This window comes from Haloleucobacter ellipsoideus (assembly GCF_052491725.1).
In genome coordinates, this window is sequence record NZ_JBQWAR010000021.1 from 80,306 (window position 1) to 106,202 (window position 25,897).

Sequence of the window (25,897 nt, forward strand, 5' to 3'; positions counted from 1 at the left end):
AGGCTGACAGCCGCTGCAGAAAAAGGCAACGGCTGTCAAAAGCGGCTCAGGGCTGTGTCATGCTGCCATCAATCCGCCGCCAGATATGAAGCGGGTTTGCATCTGCAAGAGATTCGGGCAGAAGGTCTTGCGGCATATCCTGATAGCAGACTGGACGCAGGAAGCGGTTGATGGCCAACGTGCCGACAGAGGTGGTGCGGCTGTCGGATGTGGCGGGGTAAGGGCCGCCATGCACCATGGCGTGACACACCTCCACACCTGTTGGCCAACCATTGAACAGGATACGACCCACCCGGCGCTCCAGCGTGGGCAGCAGTTGGCGCACGTCTTCATGGTCTTCCGGCTCGACATGGACGGTGGCGGTGAGCTGGCCTTCCAGATTGGCAATGCTCTGGCGCAGCTCCTCAAGGCTGGCGCAGCGCACGAGCATCGAGGCCGGGCCGAAGACTTCCTCCTGAAGACCACGATCGGCCGCAAAATCGGCGGCATGGGTTTCAAAGAGTGCACCCTGTGCCTGATTGGGACCCGAGGGCGACTGCCCGCGCGCAACGAGCCTGGCTGAGGAGTTCTCTTCCAGCCTTGCAACGCCACCTGCATAGGCCGCATGAATGCTGGGGGTGAGCATGGTGGTGGCTGGAGCTGCCGCCAGGGTTTCCACCGAAGATTCAAGGAAGCGCTCCAGATCAGGTCCATCCACGGCCAGCACAAGGCCGGGATTGGTGCAGAACTGCCCAGACCCCATGGTGAGCGAGCCGATGAAACCCTTGCCCAGAGCCTCGGCCCGCTGCGCAAGTGCGCCCGGCATAAGGATGGTAGGGTTGATGCTGCTCATTTCGGCATAAACCGGGATCGGTTCCGGCCGGGCTGCGGCAGCCGCCATCAGGGCCGTGCCACCCCGCTGCGAGCCGGTAAAGCCCACGGCCTTGATGCGTGGATCCTCAACCAGCGCCGTGCCAATGGCATTGCCATTGCCGAACAGCAGCGAGAAAACGCCCTCCGGCAGACCACAGGCTGCAACAGCATCGCGGATCGCCAAACCGACCAGCTCGGACGTGCCGGGATGGGCGCTATGGCCCTTCACCACCACCGGGCAACCGGCAGCAAAAGCAGAGGCGGTATCGCCGCCGGCAACAGAGAAGGCCAGCGGGAAATTGCTGGCCCCGAATACAGCCACAGGCCCAAGGGCAATGTGACGCTGGCGCAGGTCTGCACGCGGCAAGGGCTGGCGTTCCGGCATGGCGGGATCAATCTGCGCCACCAGCCAGCTTCCCTCACGCACCACATTGGCAAACAGGCGCAACTGACCAACGGTGCGTCCGCGCTCGCCTTCCAGACGCGCACGCGGCAGGCCGGTTTCCTGCATCGCACGCACAATCAGCTCATCGCCGGTCTTCAGGATATTTTCGGCAATAGTTTCCAGGAAAACCGCGCGTGCCTCAGGCGTGGTCTCGCGATAGATATCAAAGGCAGCATCGGCCAGTGCACAGGCCTGCTCCACTTCAGCCTTGCAGCCACCGCCAAAGACCGGCTCCAGCTCCTCGCCAGTGGCCGGATTGATCGCATGAATGGCGCTGTGCGTGCCACGCACACGGCGCGCACCAATCAGCATTTCCCCTGTCAGTATGGACATGACGTTCTCCTCAGCGGCCCCAGCGCAGCACCAGCGGATCAAGCCCGCGCGCGATCTCGAGAAGTCCCTTGCGGACTTCAGGAGAAACCGCCGGGAAGGGCGCGCGGATCGCATCTGAGGCAATCACGCCGCCTTCCTTCATCAGGATCTTGGCTGTGGCAAAACCGGCCTGCCGGTTCTCATAATTGATAAGAGGCAGCCAGCGCGCATAGGCCGTCACGGCCTCATCCCCGCGCCCCTCACGATAGGCATCGACAATGGAGCGCATGCCATCAGGATAACCACCGCCTGTCATTGCACCGTTGATTCCGGCATCCAGATCCGCCATCAGCGTGATGCCTTCCTCGCCATCCCACGGCCCAACAATGGCATCACCACCCGCCGCGATCAGGGCGCGCAGCTTGTTGGCAGACTGGGGCACCTCGATCTTGAAATAGGAAACCTGCTCGATCTCCCGCGCCATGCGCGCCAGCAGCGCCACGCTCATATTGGTGCCGGACATCGGCGCATCCTGGATCATGATCGGGATATTGATCGCGTCCGAAATGGCCTTGAAATAGGTATAGATGCCCTCATCATTCACGCGCAGCGTGGCGCCGTGATAGGGCGGCATGATCATGACCATGGCCGCACCGGCATCCTGAGCGGCCTTGCTGCGGGCCGCACAAACCGCGGTGGAATAATGGGAGGTGGTGACTATCACAGGCACCCGACCTGCCGCCGCACCCAGAACGGTGTGCATCACCTCATCACGCTCGGCATCCGAAAGCGCAAACTGCTCGGAATAATTGGCGAGCGCACACAAGCCGTTGGAGCCGGCATCAATCATGAATTCAACGCAACGGCGCTGGCCCTCCGGGTCGAAGCGACCATCTTCATGAAAAATTGTGGGAACGACAGGGAAAACTCCCGTGTACGGGGTCGTCATGACAGTATTATCCTCCCGAGAATATCAGTCATTGCTGCGCACTCACGGCGCATTTCCAAAACAGGTAGAAACACCGTATCCACACCAGCCGGCATGAAGCACGTGTGCGACATGGCTTCACTGTCCGCAGGGACAGAATCGGGGGCGTTTCACTGCAAATGGCTTGAAGGCGTATTCAGCATTGTTTCCGGGATGTCCCGGAAACAATGCTCATGTCACAGCGCCAATCTGCCAGGGCACAAACTCGTTGTCGCCATAGTCAAACTGTTCTGACAATGTCTTCTGCCCCGATGCGACAGAAAGGATCATGTCGAATATGCGTTTCCCGGCGGCATTTATGGTGTCTGTACCACCAACAATGTCACCACAGTTGATGTCCATATCTTCCTTCATGTGCTCATACATGACGGTATTGGTGGCAATCTTGATTGTCGGCGATGGCTTCCAGCCAGAGACCGACCCGCGCCCGGTTGTGAAGCAGACGATATTGCAGCCGCCCGCCACCTGGCCTGTCACCGCCACCGGGTCGTAACCGGGGGTGTCCATGAAGACGAAGCCCTGCTCCGTCACAGGCTCGGCATATTCATAGACCGCATTCAGTGGCATGGAGCCGCCCTTGGCCACCGCACCGAGTGACTTTTCAAGAATGGTGGTCAGTCCACCCTCCTTGTTGCCATGCGAGGGATTGTTGTTCAGCTCCGCCTTGTTGCGGGATGTATAATCACGCCACCACTCAATGCGCTGAAGCAGCTTTTCCGCCACTTCGGGGGAGCGGGCACGGCGGGTCAGCAGATGCTCGGCCCCGTAAATCTCGGGGGTTTCAGACAAGACGGTTGTCGCCCCGTTCCGTACCAGGAGATCTGATGCCACCCCCAGCGCCGGATTGGCGGTGATACCTGAATAGCCATCAGAGCCGCCGCATTCGAGCGCCACCCTGAGCCGTGACAGCGGCAGAGGAACACGACGTGCGGCATTCACCTCCGGCAGCATTTCGCGAATGATATTGCAGGCGGCCTCAATGGTTTTACGGGTGCCGCCAAGCTGCTGGATTGTCATGGTGCGAAAGCGGTTTCCTTCCTCAAGCCTGTAGTGCTCGACGATGGGGCGGATCTGGTTTGTCTCGCAGCCCAGACCAATCATCAGGATGCCGCCAAAGTTTGGATGGGTCGCATAGCCCTTGATGACCCGCGTCAGATATTCGTAGCCCTCACCCTTGGTATTGATGGCGCAACCGCCGCCATGAGTCAGCGCCACCACGCCATCCACATTGTCAAAGCCATTCAGTCCGCCCTCGCGGTTGAAATGCTCGGCGATGTAGCGCGAGACCGTGGCCGAGCAGTTCACCGTGGAGATGATGCCGATATAATTGCGCGTGCCGCCGCCACCAATGCCGCGATCATAGCCCATGAAGGTGGCGCGTTCGGCTTCCGGCAAGAGCGATGGACCCTGACCATCCACGCAAAATTGATGTGCCTGATGGCTTTCCACCATGGCAAGATTTTGCAGGTGAATGTGCTGGCCGGGCGCAATATCGCGGCTGGCCACACCAATCACCTGCCCGAATTTACGGACCTCCTCGCCTTCGCTGATGTGTCGCAGGGCAATCTTGTGGCCGCGCGGAATCATATCGGCCGCCATGATGCCCGCAACGCCAATAGCTTCACCGGCCTTTATGGTGCGGCGTGCAACACCCACGCTGTCGGCGGCGTTCAGGAGGATGACGGAATTATCCTCTGGTGACATTTCGAGCCTTTTAAAATGACTATTGTGGGCACTATACAATCATGTTAAAAAGGGCTCGTCAAGGCTATCTCATTGACATATATCGCCTGAACTCCGGCGCAAAATAAAAAACGGGAGGAGAGGGACCTGTGCAATACGACTTCGATTTCAGTTTCATTGCCAATTTTTGGCCCGAACTGGCGCGTGGTGCGCTGAAAACACTGCTTTTGTCGGGTGTATCGATCGTTTTTGGCTTTCTCTTTGGAACAGGCGTTGCCGTTGCCAGAGTTCACGGAAATCGTACATTGTCGACGATAGCCACATGCTATGTGGAGCTGATCCGGAACACGCCGCTTGTCGTTCAGGCCTTCTGGCTGTTCTTCGGGCTGGCCGCGCTGGGCCTGCATGTCCCCGCCTTTCAGGCCGCGATCATCACTCTGGTCATCAATGTCTCGGCCTATACGGCTGAAATCAGCCGCGCGGGGCTGGAATCAATCCCCAAGGGCCAGCGTGAGGCTGCCGATTGTCTCGCCCTCAGCCGCAGGCAGGTTCTGTTCCATATCGAGCTGCCGCAGGCGATCGAGCGTGTTTATCCGGCGCTGATCAGCCAGTTTGTGCTGATGATGCTTGCCAGCTCGATCCTGTCACAGATTTCCGTCGAAGAGCTGACAGGTTCAGCCTATGGGATTCAGTCCATTACATTCCGGGGTTTCGAAATATACATCGTTGTGGCTGTGATCTACCTGATCCTGTCGATCCTGATGCGTCTGGCAATGGAGATCGGGGCGAATGTCGTCTTCACCCGTCGCCGTCGCCTTGGCACCTACCTTTGAGCGGCAGGAAAATATCATGGGTGCTTCTCTCTCCTTCGCTCATTACCTCCTGATCCTCGAAGGCGCAGGCTGGACCATCGTGCTGTCGCTGATGGGTTTTATCGGCGGCACCATTGTGGGCCTCCCGGTTGCTGTCGGCCGCATCTCGGACAACAGGATCCTGCGTCGCATTCTGGCTGGCTGGATCGCGCTGATACAGGGCATTCCGCTGCCGGTGCTGATGTTTCTGTGCTATTTCGGAATCTCGGTCGCGGGCTACAATGTACCGGCCCTGATTGCCGCAGGCGTGGCCATGACCACCTATTCAAGCGCCTATCTGGCCGAAATCTGGCGGGGCGCACTGCAATCTGTACCGACCGCGCAATGGGAAGCGGCAGAATGTCTGGCCATGACACGCCTGCAGCGCATGATACATGTCATCCTGCCCCAGGCTGTCAAAATATCGATCCCGCCAACCATCGGATTTCTTGTCCAGATCGTTAAAAACACATCCTATGCTGTAGTCATCGGATTTGCGGAGCTGACCTATACAGCGCGCCTTATAAACAACTCTACATTCAAACCGTTCATTGTATTCAGCGTAATCGCCGCGATCTATTTTGTGATCTGCTATCCGCTGTCACATTATTCACGTCGCCTAGAGCGCAACCTGAAACGCGCCTGATAGGAAACCGGTCATGGCCAGCACTGCCAACTCCAACATTGTTGAATTCCACAATGTCCGCAAACTCTATGGCGAGCTTGAGGTGCTGAAAGGCGTCTCATTCTCGGTTCCCAAAGGCAGCGTGGTGGCGCTGATCGGACGCTCCGGCTCCGGCAAATCCACCGCCTTGCGTTGTGTGAACGGGCTCGAGGCTATTCAGGGCGGAGAACTGCATGTCTGCGGTCGCCGTCTGCATGAGCCGAACGTGGACCTGCGCGCCCTGCGCAAGGATGTCGGCATCGTTTTCCAATCCTATAATCTGTTTCCGCACAAAACAGTTGAAGAGAACATCACCCTCTCGCCCCGCCTGACAAAGCGCCTGTCAAAAGCTCATGCCCGTGAAATTGCCGAGCGCGTACTGGCGGAAGTGGGTCTTTCCGACAAGGCGAAAAGCTACCCGGAGCAGCTTTCGGGTGGCCAGCAGCAGCGCGTCGCTATTGCGCGCTCGCTGGCGATGGAGCCTGAACTGATGCTCTTTGACGAGGTGACTTCAGCACTTGATCCCGAACTGACAGGCGAAGTGCTGAAGACCATCGAGTCACTGGCGAAGGCTGGCATGACAATGATTCTTGTCACGCACGAAATGTCCTTCGCCAAGCGCGTCGCCAATCAAATCATCTTCATGCATCAGGGCGTCATCTGGGAAACAGGCGACGGCACGATGTTTGACGCCCCGCGGACACCGGAACTGCGGAACTTTGTCTCAAACGGCCTTTGACCGTTCATACAAGAATATAAACGGAGGATACCAATGAGGACCTTTTTTGTCGCGACCGTTCTTGCCGCAACAACCATGCTGAGCCAAACCGCCATGGCCGATGCCCTGGCAGACATCAAGGAGCGCGGCACCATCCGCATTGCCATTGATCTTGGCGCACCACCCTATGGGCAGCTTGATGCCTCGGCCAAGCCGTCCGGTTCAGATGTTGAAGCCGCCAACATGCTGGCCAGGGACCTTGGCGTTGCCCTTGAAATTGTGCCGGTGACCGGCCCGAACCGTGTGCCTTTTCTTTTGACGAACAAGGCAGATGTTGTCATGGCCTCGTTCTCCATCACGGATGAGCGCAAGAAGGTTATTGATTATTCGGCTCCCTATGGCGTGGTCCCAACCGTTATTGGTGCACCAAAATCCATGGATGTTCCTGACTTCGCTGCGCTTTCAGGAAAAACCGTCGCCGTGGCCCGAGGCACCACCTCTGATCAGGCTCTTTCCGCGGGCGCTGCAAAGGTCAAGGGCGTCAACATTGTGCGCTATGAGGACGATGCCACCACCAATACCGCTGTCGCCACGGGCCAGCAGGATCTGATCGCGGCGGCGGCCTCAGTTATCGGGCAGGTGAATATCGCTAATCCTTCGCGCAATCTGGAAATCAAGTACATCATGAGCTCGGCTCCTTATGCCATCGGCATTCGCAAGAATGAGCCGGAGCTGAAGAACTGGCTGGACAAATGGGTCTCTGAAAAGACCAGGTCGGGAGAGATCAACGAGGTCTACAAGCGCCACTTCGGCATTGATCTTCCAGAAGAATATCGCGCAAATTGATTTTTATTGGAGCGTTTCTCTACATGAATAAGAAAAAGAAACGCTCCAAGTTATTATGACATGTTGATAAATGTCGTAGACAGATACTAGTGCAGTCGACATCTACAGATATGGGATTTCCGCGGTTTTTTCGCAGCCAGTTTCCAGATGATGACTGTTCTTGATCTTGTTGAGGCGCCGCTCGACCATGTTGCACAAAGTGTAGATGGTCATGTCGATGGACAGGGCACGCAAGAGCGCTGCACCATATCACCCCTGTTTCGCGATCATGGTGAAAAATCCTTTCGCAAACTGATCTAGCGCGGCAGGATTGCGCTCCAGCTTGGCGCGGAGCACTGCTCCCTCCCAACCAATCCAGAAAAAAGCGGCGAGACGCGCGCAATCGGCATGTGCGTCAATCTCCCCTGCATCCCTTGCATCCTCCAGACAGCGGGCGGTTCTCGCCTCCCAATCGGAAAAAACCGCGGCCAGACGATCGCGGAACATATCCGGAAGAGTGGCGATCTCCTGTCCGAGATTACCCACCAGGCAGCCCCTGCGATAATCAAAACGCGCCATGCCGGTGCGCGCATCCTCGATAAAGGCGCGTAATCGGGCGAGAGGTGGCAGGCTCTCATCCAGAAACCAGCGATCAAGCTTCCGTGCAAAATAAGCGGCATAGGCATCCACCAGTGCCAGGCCAAACTCCGCCTTGCCGTTGAAATAGTGGTAGAATGAGCCCTTCGGAACGCTTGTGACATTCAGGATTTCATCGACACCCACAGTGTGAAAGCCCCGCTCCGTCAGCATTGCGAGGCCTTCGCGCAGCAGCCGCTCGCGCGCATCCGCCATCAGGGTCTCACCACGTGGCGGCCGGCCGCGCCGGCGAGGACGATCCTGAGGGGTGGGGATGGCGCGAGGGCTCATGAATGTCTCAGGCTTTCCGGCTCGGCATCAACCACGCCCCATGGTGTAGAATTCCGCATTCGGCCGCATGCTGGTGACGTTTGCAAGCCGGTTCGACAGGCCAAAGAAGGCGGAGATGGCGGCAATGTCCCAGACATCCTCCTCATCAAAGCCATGTGCCCTGAGCGTCTCGATATCGGCATCGCCGACCAGTTGGGCGGATTGGCTGACTTTCATCGCAAAGTCCAGCATGGCCTTCTGCCGTGCCGTGATATCGGCCTTGCGATAGTTGATGGCAACCTGATCAGCGATCAGCGGGTCTTTGGCGCGGATGCGCAGGATGGCACCATGCGCGACCACGCAATACTGACACTGGTTCACATTGGAGGTGGCCACAACGATCATTTCGCGCTCGGCCTTGGTCAGATTACCCGGCTTGTCCATCAGGGCGTCATGATAGGCGAAGAAGGCGCGGAACTCATCCGGACGGTGCGCCAGAGTGAGAAACACGTTGGGGATGAAGCCGGACTTCTCCTGTACAGCCTCGATCCGCTCGCGGATATCGGCCGGCATATCGGCAAGGCTGGGAACAGGAAAGCGGCTGACGGGAAAATCCTCTGACATGTGCAATCTCCTGGAATGACGCGCTTTTTTTCACTCGATGAGGCGACTGGATAAAAGAGTGCTGGTAGTTGTGGTGCTGCTTATTCCCCCGCCATCAAGGGAACAATGATCCGGATAAGGATATGCCCTTCCAGCAGGTGGTCCATCGCAGGAATGCATCATCGGGCACCTCCCACACACGAGGCATCTGTCCGGCCTCGCTTTTCTCGATCAGGATCGCTTCGAACATCAGCGGCCCCATTCTGCCTTGACGGAGGCGCTGACAATGGCTCCTGCATGGAATGAATTAATAGACTTACCGGTCTATTAATTCAACAGATCGGATAGGACCTTTGGTCTGGCGCCCCTGTGTGACGTGGAGGGCAACTGGATCCGATACGTATTTTCAGGGTCGGTGGAGAATGCATTCAGAAGAGCGGTTATTTTTATCGAGCTCTTGATAATTGCGCCGCGCGCCAGGCCAGCGGCACAAGGATGAAAGCGACGGCGGGCAAAACAAGCCAGTTCACCGTGTTCCATCCAGAATTGTGAAGCAGTGAACCTGCAAAAAATGAGGCGTAGGCCACTGTGCCGAAAGCCATGAAATCATTTGTACCCTGCGCCGTGTTGCGTTCATCTGCTGAACGGCAATCCGCCACCATCGCGGTTGCGCCAATGAAACCGAAATTCCAGCCGATACCAAGCAGGATCAAGGATCTCCAGAAATGCGCGATGTCGAGCCCACCGAGTGCCATGCCGGCAGGGATGCCGATCAGCAAAAGCCCGATACTCAACCGGCAGGTGGTGCGCGATATTCGCGCTTAACAGGCGCATAGTCGCTTTCTGTCCTCTGCGGCCATCTGGGCCACGGAGTTTGAGCCTCCGTGGGACTGGCGCAGGAAGAGGCGGAAGTGACAAGGAAGACGCTGCCTCACTGGTGCCGGGCCATAGGGTAGCCGTCCTGATCGCTATAGGCGTGATTCTTGCCGCGCTGCCATTCCTGCCGCTGGTTGCCCAGATATGGCGGGCAATCGTGGAAGGCCGTTTCAGGCTTGGTGCGCCACGCATTTGCTCCCATCACATCGAAGGGTGACAGGGTGCTCAATCTGACCAGGGAAGAGGTATTGGGAGTGTTTGCCTGTTTGTCCGGGCAATATCCGGTCAGCCAATTTGGCGAGGCTTCAAAATGTGACGGATATTTCCGTCCAAGTCATTTCCACACATCACTGAAGTGATGGTGGGCGCACTAGGGCTCGAACCTAGGACCCGCTGATTAAGAGTCAGCTGCTCTACCAACTGAGCTATGCGCCCATCACCCCAGCACAGAGGCTTGCCGAAGCAGTTCCGGTGCCGGGAGATGTGTTCTTCAGGTCGCCCCGAAGAGGGTGCTCATGTAACAAGCCGTTTCCCGGCTGGCAAGGGGGTGGGAAAAGTTTTCCACACCCCGATGAAAAAATCAGCGCGGCTTCTTTTCGTCCTTCAGGCTGCCGGGAATGATGAGGCTTTCCACGCGCCCGCCCTGAAAGCGCGAGACGCCGGTTTCAAGGTTCACCACCAGCTTGCGGCCGCGAATGACATTGGGCCCCTGTGTGAGCACCACGGGGTTGCCATCCATGGTCACTGTATTGGTCTTCATTTCAAAGATGCCGGTATCGCCGCTGGCGGTCTGGTCCTTGGTGCGCACCACGACGCCGCCCTTGGCCTCCAGCTTGCGAATCTGGCCGGACTGCATCGGCTTGCCATCCTCGGGCTTGGCGGCATCGCCGTCATAATAGACCACGAGATCCTTTGTCCGCAGCGTGGTATCGCCCTGCTGCACCACCACATTGCCGGAGAAGACCGCCATCTTGCTCTTGTCCTGCACCTCGAGCCGGTCGGCATTGATGCGCACCGGAGCATCGCGGTTCTGCGCAAAGCCCTGAAGGGCATTGGGCACATTGCTGCCCTGCTGGGCAAAGGCCGGGGCGGCCATGACAAGGCAGGAGAATGTTGCCGCAAGGGCCATCATGCCGCGATAGGAAGAGATGCTCATGGGTACGGCACCGGTTTTAGGGGTGGAAGGGGAGCATAAGCCAGGGGAGGGACATCTGCCTCGGACTCGGGCGCAGGCTTGCGTGGGGGAAGGGGCACCATGGCCATGTCGTGGGGTGCCGCGCTTTCCATCATGTCAGGCTCCATGGCGGCGGGAAGGCCGGAGAAAGCCGCATGGGGCAGGGCCGCCATGGCGGGTGCAGATGACGCCGGGGGCGGGGCATTCATCGCGCCGTCGGAAGAGCCGGCTGGCCCGGGCGCGGCCGGTGCCGGGGCGGAAGATGGCGCGGAAGGAGCAGGGGAGGCGGCCGGGGCGGAAGGCTTCTGCCCGGCCCCGGTCGTTGCGGGTTTGCCGGAGGAGGTGTCGGAGGCGGCCTCACGCAATTTGGAGGGCACGAAATCCACCTGCACATGGCCCTCGAAAATGGCCTTGTCTCCACTTTCCAGAACGGTGAGGGAGTCTGCCGTCAGCTTGGCATCGTCAAGATAGGTGAAGGTCACCGGCATGTCGGATTCCAGCTGCCCCTTCTTGACATTGATGGTGGCGCGCCGCAGCAGCCCGCCATAGCCGCCATTCATCGCCACCTTGATATTGTGGGAGAGATAGATGACCTGCGACTTGATGTTCACCGTTCCATAATCGGCCGCGAGCGTGGCCCAGCCATCGTCGGCCAGATCCATGCGGGCCTCGAGGCCGGAGAGCTTGAGATGGTCCGGCTTTTCCAGATCCTGCGAGGCGGTCTTCGCGGTGACGCTGTAGCCGCGCTCATCATCCGTGAAGCCGGAGAGATTCGGAAGCTCCATGGTGAGGCTGGTGCCGGCCAGAGTCAGGCGGCCGATATCAACAGAGGGGAGTTCATCGGTCGAGACATTGGAGATCACGGCATTTGCGCCGATGCCCAGTGCGGTCACGATCACGATGACAGGAAGCGCGCGCTTGATCCAGCGCACCCGCGTGCCATGGCGGGTGGCAGCCTGGAAATCCGGTTGCGAGCTGGAGGCGAAGCGCAGATCGGCTTCCTGATGCGTTTCAAGTTCTGGCGGCACGTGTCGGTTCAAGACCTCTGTTCTGGTGGCCGCGGGCTGCACTGAACCCTTGAGCCGCGTGGCAAGCTCCAACAGCAGGCTGGCATGTCCCCACGCCCCTTGCGCGCAACTTGTCCGAAAGCCCCGTCTGGCGCAAGGGCCTGTTTCCCTCATCGCGCCCAAAGGCTGATGGCGTGGCGCGCCGGCCTTGTGCCGTCTCCAGGCGGATGATGCCATTATATGGGGCGGCTTATGTCATGCTCAAGGCGGCGGGCGCAGGCGGGGCCTATTGCCCGTCCAGCAGGCGTTCGAGATAGTCCAGCTCCTGCCGGGGGCGTCCGGCATCCTCCAGCCGGCGGCGCAGTTCCTCCAGAACGCGACGGGCGCGCTGGGCATCCACCTCATCGGGAACCTTCACGGTAAAATCGTCGCCCATGCCGGCCTGTCCGCCAAGGGGGCGGCCCATGGGGTCTGTCTGCCCGCCGGCGCTGCCGCCACCGCCCTGCTGGCCTTGCGCCATGGCCTGTGCACCGCGCCGCAGGGCCTGAAGGGCGCGGCCCTCGGCCTCCAGCGCTCCGCGTCCATCGCTTTCGCCCAGCGCATCCTCGGCATCCTGCATGGCCTCGGCAGCCCGGTCCAGCGCCTCGGCGGCCTGGCCCATGGCCTCGCGGTTGGCCTCGCTCTCCGCGCCATCGGGAATCTGCTGGTGGCGACGCAGGGCTTCACGCAACTGGCCCAGCCGCTCACGCAGGCCCTGTTGTTCCTGCTGGAGTTGCTGGAAGTTCTCGCCTTCGCCCGCGCCCTGTTCAGGCTCGCCGCTGCGCCGCTGGTGGCGCCATGTGCGGTCCCGCAGCTTCTGCTGCTCCTGAATCATCTTGCCCAGCTCGCCCTGCTGCTGGCCCTGCTGGCCACCGGCCTGCGGATTGCCGGCGCGCAGGTTTTCCATCATCGCCTGAAGCTGGTCCAGCAGCTGGCGGGCCGCCTCGCGATTGCCGGAACGGGCGAGATTTTCCATCTGCTCCAGCATGCGCTGAAGCTCCTGCGGGGTGACGACGCGGCTGTTCTGGTCCAGCGGCCGGTCGGTCCCATCCCCGCGCTGGGCCTGCTGGGCCAGCTGGCTGAGCATGCGGGCCATGGCCTGCCGCAGATCTTCGGTGAGCCGGCCGATTTCCTCTTCGCCCGCCCCGCGCTCCAGCGCCTCGCGCAAGGCTTGCTGCGCCGCCTGAAGGGCGCGTTCGGCATCGCTCAGGCGGCCATCCTCGATCTGGACCGCGACATCCCACAAATAATCGACCAGCGCGCGCAGGTCGTCATCATTGCGGGCCAGCTTGGCGCGGGCAAGGGCGGTGCGAAGCCCCAGATATTCGCCGGCCCCCGGCTCGAACTGGTCGGGTGCGGTGGTGAGGGCATGGAGAACCGCCACCAGCCGGCGGCGATTGGCCGGATCGAGCGCCAGACGGCGCCGCTCGTCCACCAGCGCACGGGCGAGGGGCTGGGTGAAGCGCCGTTCCGGCAGGGCCAGCTCATGGGCATCGCTGCGGGCATCCTGCCCGGCCTCATCGCGGGCGTGCAGGCTCATCCGCACCTTCGCGCCGGCCCATGGATGCGCGGTGAGATCCTTGTTCATCTGCACCGATCCGGTGCGTCCGCCCGGCGGCAGGGTCAGGGCGAAATCCGGCGGCTCCACCAGCGGCTTGCCGGGGGGGAGGGGCGCGCTGGAACCGGGGCGGGGAAAGAGCGGCGGCTCGGGCGGCAGGGCGGTGAAGTGGGCCGTGGCCTCCTTCACCCCGTAATCATCCTCCACCCGATAGGCGAGGGCGAGCGCATTGCGCTGTCCACTCGCCGGGGGCTTGAGGAAGCTGATGGCCGGGGGCAGATCGGCCAGTGCGTTGAAACGCCATGTCAGGCTCTGGCGGTTGGGCGCGCGCAGGGTGAGGGAGCCCTCTCCCCTGATGGCGAAACGCAGTTCACCTTCAGCCGGTGGCGGTGCATGCGCGCCAGCTTCCGGCACGTCCAGAACGATATTGCCGGAGAGGCGGGCGGAGGACGGGTCAAGGCCAGCCCCGCGCACCACCAATATGCTGCCCTCCGGCACGTCCAGCACCGTGTTCATCACCGCCGCGGAAGGCGGGGGCGCATCCGGGCGCAGGCCGGGGAGCACGATGGGCGGCCGGCCGGTATATCGGGGCGGATCGACCCAGGCATCCAGCCGGTAGGGGGCGGGGGTGGACAGGTTCTGCCAGTCAAAGGCCGCGCGGATGCGGGCGAGATGGTCGCCCGGAGCCATGAAGAAGCTGGCCACCAGTGCAAGGCCGGCCAGAGCGCGCAGGGCATAGGGATCGCGCCGGGCCGTATCGGAGCGGGGCAGGCCGGGCCTCAGGCGATGCGCCACGCCGCGCGCCCGCGCCAGATGCGCCCGCCAGAGTGCGGCGGAAACCGGGTCTTCCGGGCGGGAGGCCAGCTGATCGGCCAGAGCCGTGGCCGGGCGATGGGACAGGGCGCTGTGCGTATCCAGCCGCGCCAGGGCATCTGCCCGCGTGGGCAGGCGGAGGGGAAAGAGACCGCGTCCGGCAAGGACCAGCCCGCCGGCGAAAACCAGCAGGGCGATGATGCGCGCAAATCCCGGCAGCACCTCCCACAGCCCGAGGAAGGAGAAGGCCAGAAAGGCCGCCACCACCGCCAGCATGATGGCCAGCGCCGGCCAGATCCGCTCCCACAGCAGCACAAGGCGCGCGCGCGCCACGGCGCGTTCCAGCAGCGTCCGGGCATGGCGTTCCGCTTCGGTCTGGGGCGGGGTGGGCAGGGTCACGCGGTCTTCATTCCTATAGATTCACGGGCATGGCGCGCCCCATCTGGCCACAGGCGGGTGAACAAACACATACCAGCCGGGATACGCGGCCCGCGGCCGGGCCTCATGCCGAAAGGGGCGCCCCATGGGCGCTGTCCGCCACATCCGCCCTTGTACCGATCTCCTGCGCCGAGAGGGACAGCAATTCAAGCGTGGCGCACATATGCGGCGGCAAAGGGGCGCTGACGGCAACGGGCGACTTGCCATGCACAAGCGGCACCTCCACCCGGCGGGCATGCAGATGCAGGCGCGGCCCGCCCGGCAGGCGCGAGGCCCCGCCATAGATGGAATCACCCAGAATCGGGCAGCCCAGATGTGCCAGATGGGCCCGCAGCTGATGGGTGCGCCCGGTGCGCGGCCACAGCGCCACCACGCTCAGGCCGGCCGGCCCTTCCCCGCGCGCCAGCACGCGATAATCCGTAATGGCTTCCTGCGCGCCCGCACTGCCCTTCGGCACGGTCTGCATCCACCAGCCGCGATGGGGCGAGCGCTTGGCGAGCGGCTGGTCTATGCGCCCCTCATCCGCCTTCGGGGCGCCCTGTGTCACCGCAATATAGGTTTTCTGCACCGCGCCCGAGGCGAACAGCTTGCCCAGAAGGGCCAGCGCCTTGCCATGCCGGCCCAGCACCAGGCAGCCGGAGGTGTCCTTGTCCAGCCTGTGGGCCAGTTCCGGCGCACGCGGCAGGCCGAAGCGCAGGCTTTCGAGATGGTCGGTCAGGGTTTCCCCGCCCTTCGGCCCGGCATGAACCGGCAGGCCGGAGGGCTTGTTGATGATGAGCATCATGGCGTCGCGGTGCAGAAGCTCCAGCTCCGGCGGCCGCGACGATGCATCAGAGGGGGTGGAGGCGGTCTTCTCTGGCGAGGGCTTCATGATGCAACTTTGCTGATGGGGAGGAAAAGCAGCAGAATATGATCCGGTCCACGCCCCGCGCGCCCCGGCCTGTCTGTTCCAGATGGTCGAGAACCACCCGGGTCACCAGCGGTGCGGCGCGTTCCGGGGGAAATCCGTAAATGCCGGTGGAAATCGCGGGAAAGGCAATGGAGGAAAAGCCGTTCTGCGCGGCAAGCCTCAGGCTTCCGGCATAACAGGCGGCCAGAAGCTCGTCCTCATCCGCCCCGCCTCCGGCCCAGATGGGGCCAACCGTGTGGATGATATGGCGCGCGGGCAGATTGAAGCCGGGCGAAAGCCGCACCTCGCCCGTGGGGCATCCGCCCAGCGTGCGGCAATAGGTCCGCAGTTCCGGCCCGGCGGCGGCATGTATCGCGCCATCCACGCCGCCGCCGCCCAGAAGGGAGCTGTTGGCGGCATTGACGATGGCATCCACCTGAAGGGTGGTGATGTCGCCCTGGAGAACCTCCAGCCGCGCCGTGCCAAGGCTGAAGACGGGTTCAAGACAGAAGTGGCTGCTCATGCGCTCTGGCTCCGGCGTGCTGGCGAGGGGCTTCACTTCGTCATACGCTCTCCTTTTTTATAGTGATAGCGTGTTCAGGTGATTTGAATTTTCCAGGGAGAACCGAGATGGCCCATACGCGCAAGAACGAACGACGCGTGCTCTCCAATGATGAACTGGAGTTCGTGGAAAAGACGCGGCATCCGGTTCTGCCCGCGCTTTCAGATGGGGACCTGAACCAGCTCGTCAGTAATCTGCGCGAGCGGCGGGACAGGGCTCTGGGCATTGCCAATGCACAGCGCCGGGCGCTGCGTGGCAAGGGCGGTGTGGGCAAGACCACCTATGACAAGGCCGATCTCGGCAACCGCCAGAAGGCTTCGGTGCTGACCGACGCGCTCACCCGCGCCCGCCGCGAGGCGGCCCGCCGCCGCACCGAGGCGGCCCGTGAAGAGCTGATCGCCAATGCCCACAAGGCGCTGGATCTCAAGCGCAACTCCAAGCTGGCCACCCGCCCGGCCACCCTGCCGCGCCCGAACAAGGGCATGCGCCGCAAGGAGAACCAGCGTCCTGAGGATATTGGCGCGGCGAGCGAGGCGGGCCGGGTACAGAAGTTCGTGGCCGTGGCCCAGGCCAAGAAGGATGCCCGTGGCGCCTGAGCAGGTCGCCATTGAGCAGGTCGCGATGACAGGCTGAGGGCGTGGCCCCGGCCTGCAGGTCGGCCGCATGAGGCGAATGATGGGGAGCCGGTCTGGGCCAATGGCCTGTCCGGCTCCTTTTTCATTTCAGGCGATGTCAGGACTTCCTGAGGGCCGGGCACGCCAGCCGGGTGGGCGGTGGTCATGGCCGCCCGCCATATTGTCCTGCTGCACTGCGCCTGTGCGGAACGGCGCGGTGCAGATCCCATCCCCGCCTGCCCGGATGGGGCGGGAGGGGATGGCCCCATCCGCTTTAGTCGTCCGCCAGCTCGGCCCGCAGGTCGAGGGTGGAGCGCTGGCCCAGATCATCGAAATGCGTCTTCAGGAAGGTGTGCGCGGCCTCCCGCCCCATGTCGCGCAGATGCTGGAGGAAGGGCCATTCCGCATTCAGCTTGGAGGTGGCGTCCAGCTTGGCGAATTCGTCATCCCCGCCGATCCGGTGGAGATGAACCGGGCGAAAGGCGGCATGGGTGCGGGCCCGGCGGTTCAGGAAGCCCTCATCCATCAGCAAGGCGGCGCGATCCACCGCGCGCATCTGTGCCACCAGCGAGGCATTGAAGGTGATCTCGTTGATCCGGGTCTGGATTTCCATGGCGGTGCGCGGGGTGGTGCGCCGGACCACCGGGTTGATCTGCACCAGCAGGATGTCCTGCGCCTCGGCCTTCTCATACAGGGGCAGCAGGGGCGGATTGCCCATATAGCCGCCATCCCAATAGGGCACGCCATCAATCTCCACCGCCTGGAACAGGAAGGGCAGGCAGGCGGAGGCCATGATGGCATCGGCGCTCATCTCCTCCTTGGTGAAGATGCGTGCGCGGCCGGTATGCACATTGGTGGCGGAGATGAACAGCTCCACCGGGGAGGCGCGAATGGCCCCGAAATCGGCATGCGCCTCGACAATCTCGCGCAGCGGATTGATGTTCAGCGGGTTGAAATCATAGGGCGAGAAGAAGCGCGAGGCGACTTCCAGCGCCATATAGGCGGGACTGCGCGCCAGCGACCAGCTGCCCATCAGCCGGTCGAACACCGTGCGCTGGAGCGGGGACATGCGCCCATCGCGCGAGACATCGCGCCAGAACTGGGTCAGGCAGTGGCGGGCTTCCGCATGGCTGCCATGGGCGAGGCCGGAGGCCAGAACCATGGCGTTCATGGCGCCGGCGCTGGTGCCGGAAATACCGGTGATCCGGAGGCGGTCATCCTGGAGCAGGGCATCCAGCACTCCCCAGGTGAAGGCGCCATGTGCACCGCCACCCTGAAGGGCCAGGCTGAGGCTTTTCACGTCACTGCGCGGCGCTGTGGTCGCCTTGGACTGGAACTCGGCCATGGATCAGCCTCCGGGTTCGGCCGGGGTGATCCGGCCAGAAACATACTGCGCCAGATAGCATGCGGATGAAGGCCGGACCGGGGCGATCCCCGGTCCGGTATCAGATATGGATCACTCGGCGACCCAGCCACCGTCGATCTGCTGCATGGAGCCGGTGATGGAGCGGGCATCATCGGAAGCCAGGAACACGGCCAGCGCGGCCACTTCCTGAACGGTGATGAATTCCTTCGTCGGCTGGGCGGCGAGGATCACATCCTTCTTCACCTGCTCCTCGGTCATGCCGCGGGCCTTGGCGGTGTCGGGGATCTGCTTCTCGACCAGCGGGGTCCAGACATAGCCGGGGCAGATGGCGTTGACGGTGATGCCATGCTCGGCATTCTCGAGCGCGGCGGTCTTGGTCAGGCCGGCAATGCCGTGCTTGGCCGCGACATAGGCCGATTTGAAGGGCGAGGCCACCAGCGCATGGGCGGAGGCGGTGTTGATGATGCGGCCCCACTTGCGGGCCTTCATGCCCGGAATGGCCGCGCGCATGGCGAAGAAGGCCGACGACAGGTTGATGCCGATGATCTTGTTCCAGGTGTCGATCGGGAACGTCTCGATCGGCTCCACATGCTGGATGCCGGCATTGTTGACGAGGATGTCACAGGAACCGAGCTCGGTCTCGGCCAGCTTGATCATGCCGGCGATTTCTTCCGGGTCCAGCATGTTGGCCGGGGAGTAGAGGCACTTCACGCCATAGGTGCTCTCGATCTTGGCGCGCTCGGCCTCGATGGCCGCCGCATCGCCAAGGCCGTTGATCACGACATTCGCGCCCTTTTCCGCGAAGGCGTGTGCGTAGGCAAGACCAATCCCGCTGGTGGACCCGGTAATGACAGCGACCTTACCTTTGAACATGGTATATCCCCACATGAATGCATCGGACCCGGCAAGATTGCGGCGGATCCCGTATCGCGGAACAGTATGACATCGCCATTACGACAGATTGGCAATTTGCAATCAGAAGGCGCAGTCCGTTGTCCGCTGGGGGGAGATTGCCCGGTTGAAAGGTGGCATGCAACACCAAGAGTGGAGTAAATTGTCCCGGCACGGTTGTTCTCCGGCTCCCCTTTCCGGCAGGCAGGCCCGCCAGCCCGCAGGCCGGCGCCTCATGCCGCGCGGAAGGGATGGGCGGGGCATTGTGGCGGCAGAAGCGAGGTGTTGAGGTGAAAGTTCCAGAGCAGGCTCCCGCCCCGCATCTGCATGATCACGATCATGCAAGATGTATCGCCTCGACCATGACGCGGATCGAGGAGATCTGCGCCGGCAAGGGCATGCGCCTCACCCCCCTGCGGCGAAAGGTGGCGCGTATTCTGGCGGAAACCCACAGCCCGCTCGGCGCCTACGAGATTGTGGAGCGACTGGCGCGTGATGGCGAGCAGACCCCGCCCATGTCGGTCTATCGGGTGCTGGATTTTCTGGTGGCCGAGGGGCTGGCCCACCGCATCGAGAGCCGCAATGCCTATCTGGCCTGCACCCATTCCCATGGAGATGAGGATGTGGTCGTCTTCCTCATCTGCGAGCAGTGCGGGCTCACGCAGGAGGTCTCCTCCCATGCGGTGGGGCGGGATCTGGCCTGGGCGGCGCGCGCTGTCGGCTTTGTGCCGCGCCAGCGGGTGCTGGAAATCGCCGGTTTCTGCACCCATTGCCGCGGGGCGGAATCACCTGAGGCGAAATAGGGCCGCGCCCTGTCCGGCGTCACAGGCCGCCTCACCCGCGCGGGAGGGGGCAGGCCGGGGGCGGGATTGGGGTGAGGAGAGGGATTCGCGCGCCAGCCTGACAAGCGCGGCATGGCGGGCCGGGTCATAATGGGTGCGCAACCCCATGGCCGCCTTGCGTGAGTCGCGCAGGGCGCGGGCAATATCCTGCGGGGCGCTGAGAAAGCAGCCCAGCCGTGCCCTGTGCTCCTGCACCATCTGCTCCTGATCCATCGTGCGGAAGGCGCGAAGCCTGCGTCGCGCGGGGGCTGACGCGGGGGCGGACCCGCAGTTCTTTCGGGTGGCGCGGCGCGGGGTATGTGAAGGCGATGACATGGCGTTCTCCGTGAAAGCCACATGCTGAACCTGTCGCTGTCATGGGGGATAAATTCCTTTCATGCACAGGCGCTCCGGTCGGTTCCAGATCTGTATAGTCAATTGAAATATTTTATGAAAATTGGTTATCCCGATATGGGTCTGCCCTGCGTCAGGCGGGCCTTGTCCCCCGGGCTTGGCAGGGAGGCAAGATGAGTTTAGGAATAAATACCTAAACAAGAGGTTTCAGCCCATGTTCGAGGCTCTTCCCGGCCAAAGCGCCGCTCTCCATGCTCTTCCGGCCCGGGCGGCCCGCCCCGTGCAGGGTGAGGGGGGTGGTGCCCCGGCCTGCCCTCTGCCCTGCCGCGCGGCCCTGAGCATCGCGGCGGCGGAAACCGGCCTCGGGGTCGATGAGCTTCTGTCCAGCAGGCGCTGTGTGGCCCGGGTGGCGCAGGCGCGCCAGCTTGCCATGTATCTGGCCCATGTGGCGCTGGGCCTGCCGCAGACGGAAGTGGCCCGCGCCTTCCAGCGCGACAGGACCACTGTGGCCCATGCCTGCCGCCGGATCGAGGACATGCGTGATGTTGCGGCCTTTGATGCCGCGGTGAGCCGCATGGAAAACGGCGTGCGCTGGATCGTGAAAGGCTGAGGCATGACGAAAACATCTCCTTCCGCCCACAGCCGCCCGCACGCCTCCTCCTCTTCCGCGACTCGTCGCCAGCATGTCCGGGCCGGGAACAAGGTGGTGCGGCGAAACCTGAATGAGAGCCCTCTCACCTGGCTGGCCCGCCGCAAGGGGCGGGATGGACGGGCGATGGTGGATGAGGTGCAGCTTGCGGCCGGGGAGAGGCTGCGGGCGGATTTCACCCGTGCCGGCCTGACCCCGCAGGTCACCAGCCGCTGGTCATCCATGCCCGGTGGCGGGCCGGGCAATGGGCCGGAAGCCTTCAGCGATATGGTGCTCAGCGCGCGCCAGCGGATGAATGCCGCACTGGGCGCGGTGGGGCCGGAACTCTCCGGTGTGCTGCTGGATGTGTGCTGTTTCCTGAAGGGCCTTGAGGAGGTGGAGGGCACGCGCGGCTGGCCGGCCCGCACGGCAAAGGTGGTGCTGTGTCTCGCGCTGGATCGTCTTGCCGCCCACTATGGGTGGAGCGCGGCCGCAACCGGGCGCAGCCAGGGGCGCATGCAGGCGTGGCACGCACCGGCAGGAGAGCAGCCTATGGATGCGGCCTTTCCGGAAGACAGCCAGGATCACTGAGCGGGGCTGCCGCATGCGGCCCTGCCTGAAACCCTGCCCGATTCCGCGATCGGGCAGGCGCCTCAGCCTGTGCGCCCCGCTTTGAGGAGGCGTGTCAGGCGGGTGCCCAGCAGCAGCGCGGCAATCACCATATAGGCGACAGGTTCCGCCGTGACCGATTTCAGCGACAGCACATAATGCAGCACGGCCGCCACAAGCGCGGGATAGGCCAGCATGTGGAGCCTGATCCATCCGCGCCCCAGCCGGCGGATGGACCAGAAATTCGAGGTGAGGGCCAGCGGCGTGAGCAGGACCAGCGCCGCCATGCCAAGCATGAGATAGGGGCGCCTGAGCAGGTCATCGGCGATAATGGACAGGTTCAGCCCGCGATCGAGCAGCAGATAGACCGCGAAATGTGCCAGCGCATACCAGAAGGCCAGCAGGCCGAGGGCGCGGCGATAGGCGATGAGATGCACGCCAAGATACCGGCGCAGCGGCGTGATGGCCAGCGTCAGGCACAGGAAGCGCAGTGCCCACAGGCCGAGCAGATGCTCGAACACCCGCACCGGGTCCCCGATGATCTGCCCGCTGGCGCCCAGATGGAAGCCCCACAGGCCGGGGGCGAAACCGGCCAGATAGAGCAGCCAGATGGTGGCGGCCCGCCCGCGCGGGGAAAGGCGGAACCGGTTGTTCATGCCACCTGCCGGATGCCGGGATGCATCAGTAATGCGCTTTCAGGTCCATGCCCGCATAGAGCTGCGCCACCTCTTCCCCATAGCCGTTGAAGGGCAGGGTGGGGCGATGTTCCGAACCGGAGAGGAAACCGCCCCCGGAAATGCGGCGCTCGCGCGCCTGGCTCCAGCGCGGATGGTCCACCGCCGGGTTCACATTGGCATAGAAGCCATATTCCTCCGGCTGCATCATGTTCCAGCTCGAGGGCGGCTGATGCTCGGTGAGGGCGATGCGGGTGATGGCCTTGATGCCCTTGAAGCCATATTTCCATGGCACCACAAGGCGGATGGGCGCGCCATTCTGCCGGGGCAGGGTTTCGCCATAAACGCCGGTGGCCAGAATCGTGAGGGGATGGCGGGCCTCGTCCAGCCGCAGTCCCTCCACATAAGGCCAGCGCATGGGCTGGAACATGCCGCGCTGGCCCGGCATTTCCTCGGGGCGCTTCAGGCCGACAAAGGCGACATGCTTCGCGCTGCCCAGCGGCTCCACCTTGTCCAGCAGCGCCCTGAGCGGAAAGCCGGCCCAGGGAATGACCATCGACCAGGCTTCCACGCAGCGCATGCGATAGATGCGCTCTTCCAGCGGAAAGCTGCGCATCAGTTCATCCATGTCGAAAGTCTGCGGGCGGGCGACCAGCCCGTCCACGGTCAGGGTCCATGGCTCGGGCCTGTATGCGCCGGAACGGTTGAGCGGATCACTCTTGCCGGTGCCGAACTCATAGAAATTGTTGTAGGAGGTGACGATATCCTTCGGCGTCAGCGGCTCATCGGTGCCGTGGGGGCCGGGAATGGTCTGTAGTGCAGCCGCCCGGGCCGGTGCGCCGAAAAGGCCGGCACCCACCAGCAGACCCGCCGCCCCACCCAGAAAATGCCGCCGGCTCAGATACACATCCCGCGCGGTGATGTGCGAGGGGGTGATGCGGGGCGGGTGGTAAACCGGCATGTGGCTCTCCTGCACGCGGCCCGGTCCGGACGGGTTTCAGGCTGCACATCATATGCCGAAATGGGCCGGAAGCGTGGTGGGGCAAGGCTCCGCCCGCGGATTTTCCCCGCTCCGCCCGCGGACATTCCCTTCCGTCCGGTGGGCGCAAGGACGGCACTCCGGAATTTTCTCAATTCCATGACAGGTTACAATGATCTAGAACAATGGGTAGACAAGACTTTGCGCGCAGGCTGGAATGCTCATAAACTGCGCCGCCTTCTCACGAGACTGAAGAATCACCATGCCCCAGTATCGCTCCCGCACATCCACCCATGGCCGCAACATGGCCGGCGCCCGTGGCCTCTGGCGCGCCACCGGCATGAAGGATGGGGATTTCGGCAAGCCCATCATTGCCATCGTCAACAGCTTCACCCAGTTCGTGCCGGGCCACGTGCACCTGAAGGATCTGGGCCAGCTTGTCGCGCGCGAGGTGGAAAAGGCCGGCGGGGTCGCCAAGGAATTCAACACCATCGCGGTGGATGACGGCATCGCCATGGGCCATGACGGCATGCTCTATTCCCTGCCCTCGCGCGAGGTCATCGCCGACAGCGTGGAATATATGGTCAATGCCCATTGCGCCGACGCGATGGTGTGCATCTCCAATTGCGACAAGATCACCCCCGGCATGCTGATGGCCGCCATGCGCCTCAACATTCCGGCCGTGTTCGTCTCCGGCGGGCCGATGGAAGCCGGCAAGGTGCTGCTCTCCACCGGCGCGAAGAAGGTCGATCTGGTCGACGCCATGGTGTCTGCCGCCGATGACAAGGTGAGCGATGATGATGTCGCCGCCCTTGAGCGCTCCGCATGCCCCACCTGCGGTTCGTGCTCGGGCATGTTCACCGCCAATTCCATGAACTGCCTCACCGAGGCGCTGGGCCTTTCCTTGCCCGGCAACGGCTCCACTCTGGCCACCCATGCCGACCGCAAGCGCCTGTTCGTGGAAGCCGGCCACCTCATCGTCGATCTGGCCCGCCGTTATTATGAGCAGGACGATGCCAGCGTGCTGCCGCGCTCCATCGCCAGCTTCAAGGCGTTCGAGAATGCCATGACGCTGGACATCTCCATGGGTGGCTCCACCAATACGGTGCTGCATCTGCTGGCTGCGGCCAATGAGGGCGATGTGCCCTTCACCATGGAAGATATCGACCGCCTCTCGCGCAAGGTGCCGGTGCTGTGCAAGGTGGCGCCCGCGGTCGCCGACATCCACATGGAAGACGTGCATCGCGCCGGCGGCATCATGGCCATTCTGGGTGAGCTGGACCGTGGCGGGCTGATCCATACCGATCTGCCCACCGTCCACGCGCCCACCCTGAAGGATGCGCTGGACCGCTGGGACGTGAAGCGCACCGGAGCCGATACCGTCACCACCTTCTTCCGCGCCGCCCCCGGTGGTGTGCCGACACAGGTGGCCTTCAGCCAGTCCAGCCGCTGGGGCGAGCTGGATCTGGACCGCGAGAAGGGCGTCATCCGCAATGTGGAGCACGCCTATTCAAGGGATGGCGGCCTTGCGGTGCTGTTCGGTAATATCGCGCTGGATGGCTGCATCGTGAAGACAGCGGGCGTGGATGACTCCATCCTCACCTTCAAGGGCCCGGCCCGCATCTTCGAAAGCCAGGATGCCTCGGTGGAGGCCATTCTCTCCACCGGCAAGATCAAGGCCGGCGATGTGGTGCTGATCCGCTATGAAGGTCCGCGTGGCGGCCCCGGCATGCAGGAAATGCTCTATCCCACCTCCTATCTGAAATCGAAGGGGCTGGGCAAGGTGTGCGCGCTCATCACCGATGGCCGCTTCTCGGGTGGTTCCTCCGGCCTGTCCATCGGCCATATCTCGCCGGAAGCGGCGGAAGGCGGCGCGATCGGTCTGGTGGAAGAGGGGGATATCATCGAGATCGACATCCCCAACCGCAAGATCAATGTGGCCGTGAGCGACGAGGTGCTGGAGCAGCGCCGCGCCGCCATGGAGGCGAAGGGTGACAAGGCATGGCAGCCGGAGAACCGCAAGCGCGTCGTCTCCCAGGCCCTGCAGGCCTATGCGGCCCTCACCACCTCCGCCTCCCGCGGTGCGGTGCGTGATGTGCGCAGCCTGAAGCGCTGAGGGCGGGTTTCCCCTTCAGCCTGACCTGAATAGAGAAGCCCCGGTCGTCTGGCCGGGGCTTTTCAGTTTGTCCGTGCTGTCGGGGGAGGTTTGGCCGTTCATGGCCGCGGATCATTCGGGCCCGCCGCCGCCATGCTCATTGGCATATTCGATGCCGGAACGGGTTTCCTCGATGGCCTGCTGGATCAGCTGCATCGCCTTGATCCGGTGCCCGCCCTTGTTGGATGACGCCTCGCGAAGAGAGGCCAGCGCATCATAAAGGGAGGACAGGGCGCGCTCCATATCGCCCTGATAGGCCTGCGCGCCTGTGGTTGGGCCCACAAGGCCGATTGCGGCCGCCCCCGCCGCCATGAGTGCAAGGCGGCGACGGTTCATCAGATGCATGTCTTCCATGAAACTCTCCCGCTGGTTCCAGAATGGGCCGGGCTGGAACACGGGCTGACGGGCAGGGGTATCGAGCGGTGCCGAACCCGCCGGGGCATCAGGACCTGAACCGGGGTCCGGCTTTCCGCCGAATGAGGGGCTCAAGGTCCCTCACAGCCAAACTGATCATGCTTCATGCTGTGGGAGAAGGGGCCTGTGTGCCGCAGGGGCCGGATGCCCGGATCAACACAGCGTGATGTCGTATCACCCGCATCCTTG

The 25,897-nt window shown here is 62.8% G+C and carries 26 protein-coding genes, 1 tRNA gene and 2 pseudogenes; 9 read left to right on the plus strand and 20 right to left on the minus strand.

Annotated features, from left to right (window positions below):
• Window positions 1-46: 46 nt before the first annotated feature.
• The 3 genes from ACT6QG_RS14915 to ACT6QG_RS14925 form a co-directional block, all read right to left on the minus strand.
• Window positions 47-1,630: an aldehyde dehydrogenase (NADP(+)) gene (locus tag ACT6QG_RS14915; RefSeq protein WP_444978379.1), complete on the minus strand. Its 1,584-nt coding sequence runs from the start codon at window positions 1,628-1,630 to the stop codon at window positions 47-49.
• A 10-nt stretch (window positions 1,631-1,640) separates the two neighbouring features.
• Window positions 1,641-2,558, minus strand: coding sequence for a dihydrodipicolinate synthase family protein (locus tag ACT6QG_RS14920; protein WP_444978380.1), 918 nt, complete (start codon window positions 2,556-2,558; stop codon window positions 1,641-1,643).
• 210 nt (window positions 2,559-2,768) lie between these two features.
• The gene (locus ACT6QG_RS14925) at window positions 2,769-4,301 is read right to left on the minus strand and encodes a UxaA family hydrolase (RefSeq protein ID WP_444978381.1); all 1,533 of its coding nucleotides are present in this window, start codon (window positions 4,299-4,301) and stop codon (window positions 2,769-2,771) included.
• Window positions 4,302-4,429: 128 nt separating this feature from the next.
• Between ACT6QG_RS14925 and ACT6QG_RS14930 the strand changes: the two genes are divergently transcribed.
• From ACT6QG_RS14930 to ACT6QG_RS14945, 4 genes are read left to right on the plus strand one after another with little or no spacing between them, the layout of a single operon-like run.
• Window positions 4,430-5,113 (plus strand): amino acid ABC transporter permease, encoded by a 684-nt coding sequence (locus ACT6QG_RS14930; RefSeq protein WP_444978382.1) that lies wholly within the window; start codon window positions 4,430-4,432, stop codon window positions 5,111-5,113.
• Window positions 5,070-5,777: an amino acid ABC transporter permease gene (locus ACT6QG_RS14935; RefSeq protein WP_444978383.1), complete on the plus strand. Its 708-nt coding sequence runs from the start codon at window positions 5,070-5,072 to the stop codon at window positions 5,775-5,777. The genes ACT6QG_RS14930 and ACT6QG_RS14935 overlap by 44 nt, the downstream gene beginning before the upstream one ends.
• Before the next feature lie 13 nt (window positions 5,778-5,790).
• A complete protein-coding gene (locus ACT6QG_RS14940) occupies window positions 5,791-6,534 on the plus strand; it encodes an amino acid ABC transporter ATP-binding protein (RefSeq protein WP_444978384.1) in 744 nt (247 codons plus the stop codon).
• 33 nt (window positions 6,535-6,567) lie between these two features.
• A complete protein-coding gene (locus tag ACT6QG_RS14945) occupies window positions 6,568-7,359 on the plus strand; it encodes a transporter substrate-binding domain-containing protein (RefSeq protein ID WP_444978385.1) in 792 nt (263 codons plus the stop codon).
• A gap of 19 nt (window positions 7,360-7,378) precedes the next feature.
• Here ACT6QG_RS14945 and ACT6QG_RS14950 read toward each other — a convergent pair.
• The 11 genes and pseudogenes from ACT6QG_RS14950 to ACT6QG_RS15000 form a co-directional block, all read right to left on the minus strand.
• Window positions 7,379-7,581: pseudogene (locus ACT6QG_RS14950) on the minus strand (hypothetical protein); the annotation flags it as partial.
• A gap of 27 nt (window positions 7,582-7,608) precedes the next feature.
• The gene (acuR, locus tag ACT6QG_RS14955; protein ID WP_444978386.1) at window positions 7,609-8,265 is read right to left on the minus strand and encodes an acrylate utilization transcriptional regulator AcuR; all 657 of its coding nucleotides are present in this window, start codon (window positions 8,263-8,265) and stop codon (window positions 7,609-7,611) included.
• Window positions 8,266-8,292: 27 nt separating this feature from the next.
• Entirely contained in the window at window positions 8,293-8,868 is a 576-nt protein-coding gene (locus ACT6QG_RS14960) for a peroxidase-related enzyme (RefSeq protein WP_444978387.1), read from the minus strand.
• A 425-nt stretch (window positions 8,869-9,293) separates the two neighbouring features.
• Window positions 9,294-9,638 (minus strand): annotated as a pseudogene (locus ACT6QG_RS14965) (MFS transporter); the annotation flags it as partial.
• Window positions 9,639-9,778: 140 nt separating this feature from the next.
• Window positions 9,779-9,952 carry a hypothetical protein gene (locus ACT6QG_RS14970; RefSeq protein WP_444978388.1) on the minus strand — a complete coding sequence of 58 codons (174 nt, stop codon included), beginning with the start codon at window positions 9,950-9,952 and terminating at the stop codon, window positions 9,779-9,781.
• A gap of 130 nt (window positions 9,953-10,082) precedes the next feature.
• A tRNA-Lys gene (locus ACT6QG_RS14975) sits at window positions 10,083-10,158 on the minus strand.
• A 145-nt stretch (window positions 10,159-10,303) separates the two neighbouring features.
• Entirely contained in the window at window positions 10,304-10,879 is a 576-nt protein-coding gene (locus tag ACT6QG_RS14980; protein ID WP_444978389.1) for an LptA/OstA family protein, read from the minus strand.
• Entirely contained in the window at window positions 10,876-11,925 is a 1,050-nt protein-coding gene (locus ACT6QG_RS14985) for a hypothetical protein (protein WP_444978390.1), read from the minus strand. The genes ACT6QG_RS14980 and ACT6QG_RS14985 overlap by 4 nt, the downstream gene beginning before the upstream one ends.
• Window positions 11,926-12,190: 265 nt before the next feature.
• On the minus strand, window positions 12,191-14,713 hold the full coding sequence (locus tag ACT6QG_RS14990) for a TIGR02302 family protein (RefSeq protein ID WP_444978391.1): 2,523 nt from the start codon (window positions 14,711-14,713) through the stop codon (window positions 12,191-12,193).
• Window positions 14,714-14,816: 103 nt separating this feature from the next.
• Window positions 14,817-15,623: an RluA family pseudouridine synthase gene (locus ACT6QG_RS14995; protein WP_444978392.1), complete on the minus strand. Its 807-nt coding sequence runs from the start codon at window positions 15,621-15,623 to the stop codon at window positions 14,817-14,819.
• Entirely contained in the window at window positions 15,583-16,164 is a 582-nt protein-coding gene (locus tag ACT6QG_RS15000) for an O-acetyl-ADP-ribose deacetylase (RefSeq protein WP_444978393.1), read from the minus strand. Before ACT6QG_RS15000 ends, ACT6QG_RS14995 begins: the two co-directional genes overlap by 41 nt.
• Before the next feature lie 107 nt (window positions 16,165-16,271).
• Between ACT6QG_RS15000 and ACT6QG_RS15005 the strand changes: the two genes are divergently transcribed.
• The gene (locus ACT6QG_RS15005; protein ID WP_444978394.1) at window positions 16,272-16,799 is read left to right on the plus strand and encodes a hypothetical protein; all 528 of its coding nucleotides are present in this window, start codon (window positions 16,272-16,274) and stop codon (window positions 16,797-16,799) included.
• Between the two features lie 292 nt (window positions 16,800-17,091).
• Here ACT6QG_RS15005 and ACT6QG_RS15010 read toward each other — a convergent pair whose 3' ends face one another.
• Window positions 17,092-18,162, minus strand: a complete 1,071-nt coding sequence (locus tag ACT6QG_RS15010) for a patatin-like phospholipase family protein (protein ID WP_444978395.1) — start codon at window positions 18,160-18,162, stop codon at window positions 17,092-17,094.
• A 111-nt stretch (window positions 18,163-18,273) separates the two neighbouring features.
• Window positions 18,274-19,056, minus strand: coding sequence for a 3-hydroxybutyrate dehydrogenase (locus ACT6QG_RS15015; RefSeq protein WP_444978396.1), 783 nt, complete (start codon window positions 19,054-19,056; stop codon window positions 18,274-18,276).
• Between the two features lie 380 nt (window positions 19,057-19,436).
• On the opposite strand from ACT6QG_RS15015, the gene ACT6QG_RS15020 reads away from it, so the two are divergent.
• Entirely contained in the window at window positions 19,437-19,877 is a 441-nt protein-coding gene (locus ACT6QG_RS15020; protein ID WP_444978397.1) for a Fur family transcriptional regulator, read from the plus strand.
• Here ACT6QG_RS15020 and ACT6QG_RS15025 read toward each other — a convergent pair.
• Window positions 19,860-20,231, minus strand: coding sequence for a hypothetical protein (locus tag ACT6QG_RS15025; protein WP_444978398.1), 372 nt, complete (start codon window positions 20,229-20,231; stop codon window positions 19,860-19,862). The genes ACT6QG_RS15020 and ACT6QG_RS15025 overlap by 18 nt on opposite strands.
• A gap of 232 nt (window positions 20,232-20,463) precedes the next feature.
• Between ACT6QG_RS15025 and ACT6QG_RS15030 the strand changes: the two genes are divergently transcribed.
• Both ACT6QG_RS15030 and ACT6QG_RS15035 read left to right on the plus strand, forming a co-directional pair.
• Complete coding sequence (locus ACT6QG_RS15030) at window positions 20,464-20,859, plus strand: helix-turn-helix domain-containing protein (protein WP_444978399.1); 396 nt, start codon at window positions 20,464-20,466, stop codon at window positions 20,857-20,859.
• Window positions 20,860-20,862: 3 nt separating this feature from the next.
• Window positions 20,863-21,468: a DUF6456 domain-containing protein gene (locus ACT6QG_RS15035; protein ID WP_444978400.1), complete on the plus strand. Its 606-nt coding sequence runs from the start codon at window positions 20,863-20,865 to the stop codon at window positions 21,466-21,468.
• Window positions 21,469-21,530: 62 nt separating this feature from the next.
• Here the strand turns inward: ACT6QG_RS15035 and msrQ are convergent, their stop codons facing one another.
• Window positions 21,531-22,142: a protein-methionine-sulfoxide reductase heme-binding subunit MsrQ gene (msrQ, locus tag ACT6QG_RS15040; protein WP_444978401.1), complete on the minus strand. Its 612-nt coding sequence runs from the start codon at window positions 22,140-22,142 to the stop codon at window positions 21,531-21,533.
• A 25-nt stretch (window positions 22,143-22,167) separates the two neighbouring features.
• Window positions 22,168-23,121: a protein-methionine-sulfoxide reductase catalytic subunit MsrP gene (gene msrP, locus ACT6QG_RS15045; RefSeq protein ID WP_444978402.1), complete on the minus strand. Its 954-nt coding sequence runs from the start codon at window positions 23,119-23,121 to the stop codon at window positions 22,168-22,170.
• A gap of 280 nt (window positions 23,122-23,401) precedes the next feature.
• Here msrP and ilvD point away from each other — a divergent pair, with 280 nt between their 5' ends.
• Window positions 23,402-25,255 carry a dihydroxy-acid dehydratase gene (gene ilvD, locus ACT6QG_RS15050; protein WP_444978403.1) on the plus strand — a complete coding sequence of 618 codons (1,854 nt, stop codon included), beginning with the start codon at window positions 23,402-23,404 and terminating at the stop codon, window positions 25,253-25,255.
• Between the two features lie 111 nt (window positions 25,256-25,366).
• On the opposite strand, the gene ACT6QG_RS15055 is transcribed toward ilvD, so the two are convergent.
• Complete coding sequence (locus ACT6QG_RS15055) at window positions 25,367-25,783, minus strand: hypothetical protein (RefSeq protein WP_444978404.1); 417 nt, start codon at window positions 25,781-25,783, stop codon at window positions 25,367-25,369.
• Window positions 25,784-25,897: the final 114 nt, after the last annotated feature.